The organism is Pedobacter cryophilus (assembly GCF_005116455.1).
Taxonomy (GTDB): domain Bacteria; phylum Bacteroidota; class Bacteroidia; order Sphingobacteriales; family Sphingobacteriaceae; genus Pseudopedobacter; species Pseudopedobacter cryophilum.
On record NZ_SWBP01000008.1, the window covers coordinates 101,860 to 112,894 of the forward strand.

At 31.7% G+C, this 11,035-nt stretch carries 9 protein-coding genes and 2 tRNA genes; 10 read left to right on the forward strand and 1 reads right to left on the reverse strand.

The window, feature by feature from the left end:
• Positions 1–47: 47 nt before the first annotated feature.
• The 6 genes from ychF (at position 48) to FA046_RS16560 (ending at position 7,278) form a co-directional block, all read left to right on the forward strand.
• Entirely contained in the window at positions 48–1,148 is a 1,101-nt protein-coding gene (gene ychF, locus FA046_RS16535; RefSeq protein WP_136827652.1) for a redox-regulated ATPase YchF, read from the forward strand.
• An 18-nt stretch (positions 1,149–1,166) separates the two neighbouring features.
• Positions 1,167–1,238, forward strand: a tRNA-Arg gene (locus FA046_RS16540).
• A gap of 91 nt (positions 1,239–1,329) precedes the next feature.
• Positions 1,330–3,402 carry a tetratricopeptide repeat-containing sensor histidine kinase gene (locus FA046_RS16545; protein ID WP_136827653.1) on the forward strand — a complete coding sequence of 691 codons (2,073 nt, stop codon included), beginning with the start codon at positions 1,330–1,332 and terminating at the stop codon, positions 3,400–3,402.
• 246 nt (positions 3,403–3,648) lie between these two features.
• Positions 3,649–4,305 (forward strand): outer membrane beta-barrel protein, encoded by a 657-nt coding sequence (locus FA046_RS16550; protein WP_136827654.1) that lies wholly within the window; start codon positions 3,649–3,651, stop codon positions 4,303–4,305.
• A gap of 139 nt (positions 4,306–4,444) precedes the next feature.
• A complete protein-coding gene (locus FA046_RS16555; protein WP_136827655.1) occupies positions 4,445–6,745 on the forward strand; it encodes a patatin-like phospholipase family protein in 2,301 nt (766 codons plus the stop codon).
• A complete protein-coding gene (locus FA046_RS16560; RefSeq protein ID WP_136827656.1) occupies positions 6,745–7,278 on the forward strand; it encodes a hypothetical protein in 534 nt (177 codons plus the stop codon). The genes FA046_RS16555 and FA046_RS16560 overlap by 1 nt, the downstream gene beginning before the upstream one ends.
• Here the strand turns inward: FA046_RS16560 and tamL are convergent.
• On the reverse strand, positions 7,275–9,605 hold the full coding sequence (gene tamL, locus FA046_RS16565) for a translocation and assembly module lipoprotein TamL (RefSeq protein WP_225870943.1): 2,331 nt from the start codon (positions 9,603–9,605) through the stop codon (positions 7,275–7,277). The two genes, FA046_RS16560 and tamL, sit on opposite strands and share 4 nt — an antisense overlap.
• On the opposite strand from tamL, the gene FA046_RS16570 reads away from it, so the two are divergent.
• The 4 genes from FA046_RS16570 to FA046_RS17425 all read left to right on the forward strand — a co-directional run.
• Positions 9,596–10,333: a TrmH family RNA methyltransferase gene (locus tag FA046_RS16570; protein WP_136827657.1), complete on the forward strand. Its 738-nt coding sequence runs from the start codon at positions 9,596–9,598 to the stop codon at positions 10,331–10,333. The two genes, tamL and FA046_RS16570, sit on opposite strands and share 10 nt — an antisense overlap.
• A gap of 46 nt (positions 10,334–10,379) precedes the next feature.
• A tRNA-Cys gene (locus FA046_RS16575) sits at positions 10,380–10,450 on the forward strand.
• A gap of 29 nt (positions 10,451–10,479) precedes the next feature.
• The gene (locus tag FA046_RS16580; protein ID WP_136827658.1) at positions 10,480–10,650 is read left to right on the forward strand and encodes a spore protein; all 171 of its coding nucleotides are present in this window, start codon (positions 10,480–10,482) and stop codon (positions 10,648–10,650) included.
• Between the two features lie 148 nt (positions 10,651–10,798).
• Positions 10,799–11,035: ISAon1 family transposase N-terminal region protein (locus FA046_RS17425; RefSeq protein ID WP_205943678.1), on the forward strand; the 237-nt coding region annotated here is incomplete at its 3' end.

Sequence of the window (11,035 nt, forward strand, 5' to 3'; positions counted from 1 at the left end):
AAATTATTTTCAAATTATTAAATTTTCAAATCTTCAAATCATATTATATGGCATTACAGTGCGGAATTGTTGGATTACCAAATGTGGGAAAATCTACTTTATTTAATTGTTTATCTAATGCAAAGGCTCAGGCGGCTAACTTTCCGTTTTGCACCATCGAACCAAATATTGGAGTAATCACTGTTCCGGATGAAAGATTGAATAAATTATCTGAATTGGTAAAACCTCAAAGAGTTGTACCTAATAATATTGAAATTGTAGATATTGCTGGTTTAGTAAAAGGAGCTTCAAAAGGTGAAGGTTTAGGCAATCAATTTTTAGGAAACATTAGAGCTACTAATGCCATTATACATGTTTTAAGATGTTTTGATGATGGAAACGTAATTCATGTTGATGGATCTGTTGATCCTATAAGAGATAAAGAAATTATTGATACTGAATTACAACTTAAAGATTTAGATACCGTTAGCAAAAGAATCCAGAAAGTGGAGAAAATGGCTAAAACTGGTGGAGATAAAGACGCTAAGAAAACTTACGAAGTGCTTAGCATTGTTAAAACGCATTTAGAAACAGGAAATGCTGCCCGTACTGCGCCTATTTCTTCAGAAGATTTTGAGTTTATTGAAGATTTAAGTTTATTGACTGTTAAGCCAGTATTATATGTTTGTAATGTTGATGAAGCATCAGTAAATACAGGTAATAAATATGTGGATTTAGTGAAAGAAGCGGTAAAAAATGAAAATGCCGAGGTTTTAATTATATCTGCTAAAATAGAATCTGAAATTGCCGAATTAGAAGATTATGAAGAACGTAAAATTTTCTTAGAAGATTTAGGTTTAGCAGAATCTGGCGTAGCCAAATTAATTATTGCAGCTTACAGATTGCTAGATTTATACACCTATTTTACTGCTGGTGTGCAAGAAGTTAGAGCTTGGACCATCACCAAAGGATTTACAGCACCACAAGCCGCTGGAGTTATTCACTCAGATTTTGAAAAAGGTTTTATCAGAGCGGAAGTCATCAAATATGCTGATTTTGTACAATACGGATCAGAAAATGCTTGTAAAGAAGTGGGTAAATTAGGTGTTGAAGGTAAAACTTATGTGGTGGAAGATGGCGACATTATGCACTTTAGGTTTAACGTTTAAACCTTATATTTAAATATTGCATCCGTAGTTTAATGGATAGAATGTAAGATTCCGGTTCTTACGGTACAGGTTCGATTCCTGTCGGGTGCACTAAACATTGCTTAAATAAAATAGTTTTCTCTCTGCCTATTAATATTTTGAATATCTTTAGAGTGAATTAAAATTAATTCATTCATCAAAAATGATTTTACTTTTACCCAGAGAGAAATCTAATAAATTCTTATCCACGCCTATTTTACTGCTCTTATTAGCTGTAATAATTGTTTTTTCTTCGTGTGAAAACAAAGAAGCTAAAATTCATCAAAAAATTAAATATTTTAATGAAATTGAATCCTCAGCATTCCTTGTTCAAGGTAAAGAGGGAGATAGCAAATCTTTTGCCTTTTTAGATTCTATACAAAAGAATGATCCTGAAGCTGGCGAAATATCTCAAATTATTAGGTTAGAGTTTTTAGCTAACTCTTATTTAGCCACAGGAAAATTAGACTCTGCTAAGTTTTATATAGATCAGGTTGTGCCTATTTTATATAATACCGCCACAGTTGATGAAATACCTAAGGAATACGCCAAAGCCTATTTTTTACTTAATGATATTTATTTTGCCAGAAAAAATTATTTAGAAGCCTATAAATGGCTTTACTTAGGTAGGCAAATTGCAGATAAGAACTTGAACATTTGTGATATGGCCCAATTTAATTATAGAATTGGTATCGTATTTTTTAACCAAGAAAATTACAAAGAAGCGGCTAAAACATTTCTAGAGTCATTTAAGCAATCTGCTAATTGTGATTCAAACTTCAGATCTTTTTACAGGCGACAAGAAATTTTAAATGATGCCGCATTTAGCTATTTTAAAGCCGGGGAAATTGACTCTGCCTTGTTCTATTATGATAAAGTTATTAATCTTTTATTAGACAATGAAGAAAGATTTAAACCTCAAAAAAACTATTTCAAAGTAGCAAAAGGTGTTGTTTTTGGCAATATGGGACAGGCCGAGAATGCAAAAGGAAACTTTGATTTAGCTATTCAGCTGTTACAATCTAGCATTGCTATAAATGATCAAAAAGGGAACGACCAAGAAGATGCTTTTTTACAAAAAATTAATTTAGCAAAAGCCTATGTAAACGCTAATAAGCTCAATCAATTTGAAATATTATCTAAAAATATCATCCCCGGTTTAGATACACTGAAAAGAATTAAATCCCAATCAAACTTTTACAAAATCACTTCTGATTATTATTTACTTAGAAAAGATACTGCAAAAGCTTATCAAAACTTAAGAAGCTATTATCGCTTAAATGAGAAATTGCAGAAACAAGATAAAGCGCTTAACCAAATCAACATCAATGAACAATTAAACTACATTGAAAATCAAGATAATTACACCGCATTAAAGAAAACAGAGAGCTTAAAATCTATTTACTTAACAACGGCTATTATTCTTTTCACCATGACGTTGGCCATAATTGTATTGATATACTTTTATTGGAAAAAATCTAAAAAAACTGTTAAAATATTAAGTGAACTTAATGAAAAAATAAATAAACAGTCGCAAGAATTAAAACTTAAAAACCTAGAAAAAGATCAAATACTTAGAATAGTTGCTCATGACCTAAGAAATCCGATTGGTGGAATTTGCTCTATTAGCAGATTAATGAAGATGGAAGATTTAGATAGTTCTGAACTAGAAATGGTTGATATGATAGAAAGCGCTTCTAATGATGCCCTTTTACTGATTAGTGAAATTCTTGAATTTACAGAAGATGGAAACAATAAAATACCATTTGAAAAAACTAGTGTTCAGCAAATATTAAGTACTTCTGTTGCTCTTCTTAAATTTAAAACAGACGAGAAAAAACAAACTATTGTTTTAAACAAACCCGATGAAGATGTTTTCATTTTTGCAAACAGAGAAAAAATCTCAAGAGTAGTTTCTAACCTGATTGTTAATGCAAGTAAATTTAGTCACACAGAAACTCTAATTTATGTAAATGCTAAGATAGAAAACCAGCATATAATTATAAGTATTGAAGATCAAGGAATTGGAATTCCAGAGCATTTACAAAGCGAGATTTTCAAACCTTTTGCAGTAACTAAAAGAAAAGGTACAGTTGGTGAAAAATCTTTTGGAATGGGTTTATCAATTTGCCAACAAATTATTGCATTACATAACGGAGAAATTGGCTTTACCTCTTCCCCATCAGGCTCCATTTTTTTTATAAAACTCCCATTAATAAAGCCTCTTAAAGCTTAATTTTTTATTAACCAAAGTAACGCTTCGTCTTTAATTCTCACCAATTTGATGAGATTATCAGACTTTTGTAGCCATTAAACTACAGTTTTTTATAGCCTTATACATTGCATAAAACAGGTGTAATTTACATTAAATAGCTCTTTATGAGATTTTTGATGCTATTTCCTCCTCATTTCACCAATCTTGGACTAATGATTGAATAAGGCGTTCTAACCATTTAAAATTGGTGAATAAAATTGAACGATTATGAAAAAAATATTTTTAGTTGCATTTGCCTTAGTAATTGGCGGAGCAACATTTGCGCAAACAACAACAACTTCATCTTCAGTAAAATCAAGATTTGGTTTAAAAGGTGGTTTAAGTTTACCAAAGTACAAGTATGTTAATGATGATGCTAACACTTCTGACGAAACAGAAACCACTACCAACTTCCATTTAACCGGCTATGCTGATGTACCTGTTTCTAATTTATTTTCGATCCAGCCTGGAATTTCTATTCAAGGTAAAGGAGCAAAGTATTTTGACAACGGAACTACCCAAGTAGAAGACAATGTATTGGCAATAGAAGTTCCGGTAAACTTGTTAGCAAATTTACCTGCAGGTCCTGGTCATCTTTTTATAGGTGGTGGCCCATACGCTGGTTTTAATGTTTCTGCTCAAAGAGAAACTATTTCTGGTACAACAAGCGAAAGAAAGTTGAGTATTGGAGATAACAGTGGTGATGATTTAAAAGCATTAGATTTTGGAGTTAACTTTTTAGCAGGTTACCAATTAAATTCTGGTTTAAACTTTGGAGCAGGATACGGATTGGGTTTAACTAACTTAAGACCAACAAGCACAAGCACAACAAATGTTGAACAAAACAACAGAGTATTATCATTCTCTGTAGGTTACGCTTTCTAAGCATTGTTTAAAAAATTCAAAGAAGAGGCTGTTCAAAAGACAGCCTTTTTTTATGCCTTAAAATTTAAAATCTTACTCCTTCCACTTTTGAAAAATAATGTTCTTCCCTTAAACAGAATAAAAGCTTAATTTTAATTACTTGAAAAAATTAATCCTTTGCTTAAGCTTTATTACTTTTTCTTTTGTGTGTAGTGCGCAAAAGGTGGGCTTGGTATTAAGCGGCGGTGGTGCAAAAGGCTTAGCTCATATAGGCGTTCTTAAAGCTTTAGAAGAAAACAACATCCCAATAGACTACATTACCGGCACTTCTATGGGCGGTGTGGTAGGCGCAATGTATGCGGCCGGATATTCTCCAAAAGAAATAGAGTATATAGCTTTAAGTTCTGATTTTCAGGATTGGGTTAGCGGAAAATACGATAGTGATTACAGCTATTTCTTTCAGAAGAAACCTGAAAACCCTTCATTTGTTACTGCTAAATTACAAATTGACACTAGCTTTTACATCAAATTTAGATCAAACCTGATTAATGATATTCCTTTAAACTTTGCTTTAATTGAATTATTAGCACAAGCATCTGCAAATGCAAAAGACAATTTCGACCAACTTTTTATTCCTTACAGATGCATAGTCTCTGATGTTCTTTCTCAAACAATGATTCCGATGAAAAATGGGAATTTAGCAGAAGCCGTTAGAGGAACTTTTACTGTACCATTGGTTTACAGACCCATAAAAGTGAATGATAAATATGTTTTTGATGGCGGATTGTATGACAATTTCCCAGTTGATGTAATGAAAACAGAATTTGCCCCAGATATAATTATTGGGTCTAATGTTTCTTCTAAAAACTTTAATACTTATCCAAAAAGTAATGATGAAAAATTGATGAGTAAGTTTTTGATTTACCTTTTTTTAAGTAAATCTGATTCCACTTCTTTGGGAGAAAACGGAATTTACATTCAGCCTAACCTTCAAGACTATAACATTATAAATTTTTCTCCGGTAAAAGAACTGATAAAACAGGGCTATGATGCTACCATTTTAGAGCTGTCTAAAATAGAAGAAAAAATAAAACGAAGGGTAGATCCCTTAACTGTAAGTAATAAACGAAAAGCATTTATTGATAAAAATCCTTACCTCACGTTTAAAAACATCAAAGTTTCTGGTGTTGATGATAGAAAAAAAGCTTATGTAAGAAATGTATTCAGCTATGGAAAAACAGAACTTAATTTAAAAGATATAAAAGAAGGTTATTATAAGTTATTAGGTGATGATAATTTTGAAACCGTTTATCCCAGATTTAATTACCTACCTGCAGAAAATGCTTATGAATTTGAATTGATTGTACAACCCGAAAAAAATTTCAAAATAAACTTTGGAGGAAGTATAGCTAGCAGACCTGTTAGCAACGCATATATTGGTTTACAATATAATTTTTTGAGTAAAAACTCCTACACTGTTGGTGCCAACTTTTATTCTGGCAGATTTCATGAATCTGTACAAGGAACCTTTAGGATTGATATTCCAAAGAAAAAACCTTTTTATGTAGAATCTGAATTCACTTATAACAACTGGAATTATTTTGAATCGAGTGAGATTTTTTTAGAAAATAATAAGCCTGTTTTTATTAAACAATTTGACAGAAAGTTAGCGCTAAAAACAGGCTTATCAACCGGCAGAAACTCAAAAATTGAGCTGATTGCGGGCTATATTCACACCGGAAACACCTATAGCCCAACTGATAATTTTACCACCGGAGATATCCTAGATCAATCTATTTTTGAGGGTTTAATTTTGGGAATGTATTATGAACGTTATCAACTAAATCGTAAACAATATGCTTCTAAAGGCTATATGTTAAGCATTGGATTAACTCATTTTGAAGGTATTGAAGAATATGAGCCTGGAAATATTCTTAGAAACGACCCCTCATATCCTTCTATCCAACCTTCAGAAAAATTTAGACAATGGTATAGAGTAAAAATAAAGTCTGAAAAATATTTTCCACTTGGCCCTAAATTTTCTTTAGGATATTTGTTTGAAGGTGTTTTTAGTAATAAACCCATCTTTAGTACTTTTAAAAATAATCTCTTAAACACCACCGCTTTTTATCCTTTACAAGATTCTAAAACACTATTTTTAGAAAATTTAAGAGCTGATAATTTTTTAGCCGGAGGATTAAGAAATGTTTTTAATATAAAGAAAAATTTTGATTTGAGACTGGAAGCTTATCTTTTTCAACCCTACAAAACCAACAATCAACAAAATCAAACAGGAACGTATTTTGCTAAAAGAAGGTTTATTGGAAATGGCGCTTTAGTGTACCATACCCCTATTGGACCGGTGGGTTTAAATTTTAATTATTATGATGACCAAGCAAAAAGATTTGGTGTTTTTTTCCATATTGGATATCTAATTTATAACAAAAGAGCAACCGAATAATGAAATACCTTTTTACAATTTTATGCTTCTTAATAGTCCAAAACTTATTTGGCCAAACAAGTACACAAACTATTAATTATTTTGTGGTAAAAGAAAACCTATTAAAAAATGAAAAACTCGCCATTATCGCTTCAGATTCTCTAAATAATCCCTTAGAAAGCATAAATGGTACTTTTAATTTTTCTGTAAATGGCTTTAAACAAGAATTAACCTTTAATAATGGAGTAGCTATTTGCCCACTTCAGATAGAAAAATCGGCGTTTGTATTTATCAAACATATTAATGAGTTTGGTAGCCACTCTAATTTATATTTTGTACAAAAGCAAAACAATGATTTAAAACCTTACAAAATTAGCTGGTATTTGCTTTTAGCCTTACCTATTGGGCTGGTTCTTATTGGCTATATGTTTAGAAAACTAATAGGCTTAATGGTATTTATTTTAATTGCTTTAGTTTATTTTAACTACAGTAAAGGCCTCTCTGCTCCAACTTTTTTTGAGTCAGTTTTTGATGGTCTAAAAAATATTTTTTAGAAGGGCAAACCTACACCAAACTGTATTTGCGTAAGGGAGTATTTATCAGGTGAATTATTAAAGGCATACCTATCTTTAATTACTTTTTTACCGGCCTTATCAAACCAATATTTAACAACATACTGATCTGAACCTGTAAACTGCGGATCTTTAAATTTAAAGCCTGCATCTAACCTAAAAACAAAGAAAGATACATCAAACCTTAACCCAAAACCAGTACCTATTGCCGTTTGTTGAAATAGTTTATTAAGTTTAATAGTAGACCCTTCCAAGCCGTTATCTCTAAGCTGCCAAATATTTCCAAAATCAACAAAAGCAGCTCCTTTTAGCTTTGCGCCAATAAAATTATCTAATAACTTAAATCTATACTCTAGGTTTCCCTCAAATTTAATATCCCCCACCTGATCTAAATTTCTAAGGTTGTTTCTAGCCGAATCTGAAGGTAATGAAGCTCTATTGTAATTACCCGGCCCAAGCGTTCTGGCTTGCCAAGCTCTTACCCCAGAAGATCCCCCGGCAAAAAACTGTTTATCAAAAGGTAACGTTTGCCCATTGCCATAAGCATAGCCTATTCCTGGATTTATACGAGCAATAAACTGTTTTTCTCCACCTAAAAATTTGTAAAATCTTACATCTGCAATTGCTTTAGCAAATTGGTAATATGGCACACCAAAAAGCACTTTAGAGCCGTCTTTTTCTTTTTTACTAATATTAGCAAGCATGGCAGCAGTATTACCACCAAGCTCTGCATTACCAGAAAAAAATATAAAATTACCTAAAGAATTTAGTTTAGCTAAGTTTAAAGTATAATTATAGTAACTGCTTGAAATAAGTTGAGATCTAAGCGTAGCTACAAAAAAAGCATCTCCCTGATCTTGAAGCTGTTTTTGTAAAATAGGACTAATATCTCCTTGAGAATACTGTATGTTAACCGGTGTTAAAGAATGGAGTTTATATTTAGTTTCAACCCACTCATAGGTGATGTTGGTTCCTAAACTTTTTCTTAAATAGGTATCTGTTAGTTTATAAGTTTGAAAACTGGTGCTAATTCTTGTTCTTGGTACTCCATTTTTTCCCAAAGATGGAATTTCAAATGGCAATAACAGCTTAGGAATGGTTAAGCTTACTCCAATTTGATAATCTCTACTCAATAACCTGTCTGCTAAGTTTCCTGTTTTGTTTTTATCAAACTGAAGCCCACCTCTAAGTTTTACCTCAAACAATTCGGCTCCGCCAAAAATATTTCTGTTTTGATAGGTTAAACCTAAATTCACCCCTGTAATACTCGAATTAAAGGTAAATTCTCCATCAATTCTATTCGATTTTTTCTTTAAAGGAATAATATCAATTAAGCCAAGTAACCTGTTTGTACTATCTGCTAGTTTTCTAAAATCAATATTTACATTTCTAAAAACATTTAAATCAAAAAAGCGCTGTGTAGTAAGTTCTGCTTTATCAATATCGTATTGCTCTCCCTCTTTCAGAAATATATATGGAGTGATTTTTTTAGGCTTAAAAAAATGTGAATAATCGTAAAACTTATATTGTGAATCTACCACCATGGTATCGGGAACCATTTCACTTAAAATAATATTACTACTAGGTTGAATCCTTATAATGGTATTGGCTAAAGTATAAACCTGATGCTTGCCTCCGTTTGGCGGGTTAATAATTCCCAACTTAACATCAGCAACTCCTTTATTAAAATTAGTATCAACGGTAGGTCTCACATATTGGCGCACAAAATCATAGTAGCCATTTTGCTTCATTAAGGTGTGAATTTTCTCACGCTCATAAGATAAACTATCAGCATCATACCTTGCACCAGAGTCTATATGGGTAAAGGTTTCTCTGTTAGCCAAATAAATAGCTTTTACAGCCGAGTCTGGGATGTCAAAAGTTAAATTCCTGAATTTAAACTCGGTACCCGCATTTGTGTTATAAGTTATTTCGGCTTTTTTATCTTTAATTTTTATGTCGCTGCTTACTTTAGCATTTAAAAAACCTTTGATATTTAAAAAACCTTCTATCTGTTTTCTTGAAGCTTCTACCAATGAGCTATCTAATAAATGAGGTGGCTCTCCTAATTTTTTCTTTCCTTTTTTATTAAAATTATTATAAACCCATAAGTTAAAAGGCGAATTTGGTCTGATATCTAAAGAAACATAAGATTTTGCTTGTTCAGAAAATCTATCATCAATTCCGTTAACGGTAAGCTTTGTAACCAATGATTCATTTTCTTTTAATCTTTTGGTAGAGCGACAGCCCAACACTATAATTGTAAAAAAGATTATAATTGTAAAAGGATAAGATCTATATGCTTTCAAAGTCTCAAATAAGTTTAATTAAATCTCTTTATCAAAAAAAGTACCGAAAAGAGCATCAGCTTTTTTTAGTAGAAGGATTTAAGGCAATATCAGAGTTTATAAACTCTAATTATGTTATTCATTCTGTTTATTGCGTTAAAGATATGATTTCAAATTTGCCGAAATCAATTCATAAGCAAAAAGTTTTTGAAGTTACTGTAAATGAATTAGAAAAAATAAGCACTTTACAAACCCCTCAAGGAATTTTAGCTATTTTAGAAATCCCTCATTTTCAGATTACTAAGCACAAAGATATTATTATTGTTTTAGACGGAGTGCAAGATCCAGGAAACTTAGGAACTATTATTAGAACTGCAGATTGGTTTGGCTTTAGAGAAATAATTTGTTCTGAAAACACTGTTGATGTTTACAACCCTAAAGTTATACAAGCTACCATGGGTTCTTTAGCTCGGGTAAATATCAGCTATCAACCTTTAATAGCTGTTCTAAAAAACAGTACGCTTCCTAAATATGGAACACTTTTAAATGGAGAAAATGTTTTTAATATTAATTGGCCTAAAGAAGGGTTCTTAATTTTTGGAAGTGAGGGTAAAGGAATTTCTTCAGATATTCTTGATTTAATTACTCATCCGGTCACTATTCCTGGCTCTGGACAAACAGAATCCTTAAATGTGGGAATTTCTGCGGCTATCTGTTGTGCCGAAATTAAAAGAAATACACTTAAATAATTGCCTGATATTAAAATTTTACTATTTTTGCGTTCCTTAAAACAAGGGTCGAGTGGCCGAGTGGCTAGGCAGAGGTCTGCAAAACCTTCTACAGCGGTTCGAATCCGCTCTCGACCTCGTTTAAAAATTTAAAAAAAGAAAAAGTCATGGCAGTAACTCGTTTAAAAAGAAAAGACAGAAGAAATAAAACAGTTTCACGCTTGGAAGTACAATTTCTTAAGAATGCTACTAACATTGAAAATGGAAGTCGTTCTCAAGAACCTAAACATAGCCAAGTGGTAAAAAATAATGCTGTATTAGCATCATTTAGCAAATAATTTTATTCTTTAAATTATTAAAATCCTGTTTATCAAATGATAAACAGGATTTTTTTTGCTCATTATTTCTGTTTTTATAAAAATAACGGATCAAGCGTAAAAGTTGGGGAGGAATATTTTTTAATTATTTTTGTAGAAAGACAATATTTTGGACTCTACATTACTATCAATAATACTTCCTGAGGGGCTTAGCGACTACTTTGAACTGGATAAAGTAGAGACGATAACAGATTCTTATTATATCTATCTGAAAGAAAAGAATATTGCACCAATAGAGTTTAGTGGTCAAAAACTGAGATCAAAAGGTTTTTTCGATGAGATTTCGGTGAGAGACTTTCCTTTACGTGGCAAGCCATGCTTTTTAAAGCTTAAAAGGCGTAGATGG

Bases quoted from the DNA above. Each gene is read 5' to 3' on its own strand.
- FA046_RS16550 (WP_136827654.1), top strand. From the start codon at position 3,649: ATGAAAAAAATATTTTTAGTTGCATTTGCCTTAGTAATTGGCGGAGCA.
- FA046_RS16545 (WP_136827653.1), top strand. From the start codon at position 1,330: ATGATTTTACTTTTACCCAGAGAGAAATCTAATAAATTCTTATCCACG.
- ychF (WP_136827652.1), top strand. From the start codon at position 48: ATGGCATTACAGTGCGGAATTGTTGGATTACCAAATGTGGGAAAATCT.
- FA046_RS16570 (WP_136827657.1), top strand. From the start codon at position 9,596: ATGCTTTCAAAGTCTCAAATAAGTTTAATTAAATCTCTTTATCAAAAA.
- FA046_RS16560 (WP_136827656.1), top strand. From the start codon at position 6,745: ATGAAATACCTTTTTACAATTTTATGCTTCTTAATAGTCCAAAACTTA.
- FA046_RS16580 (WP_136827658.1), top strand. From the start codon at position 10,480: ATGGCAGTAACTCGTTTAAAAAGAAAAGACAGAAGAAATAAAACAGTT.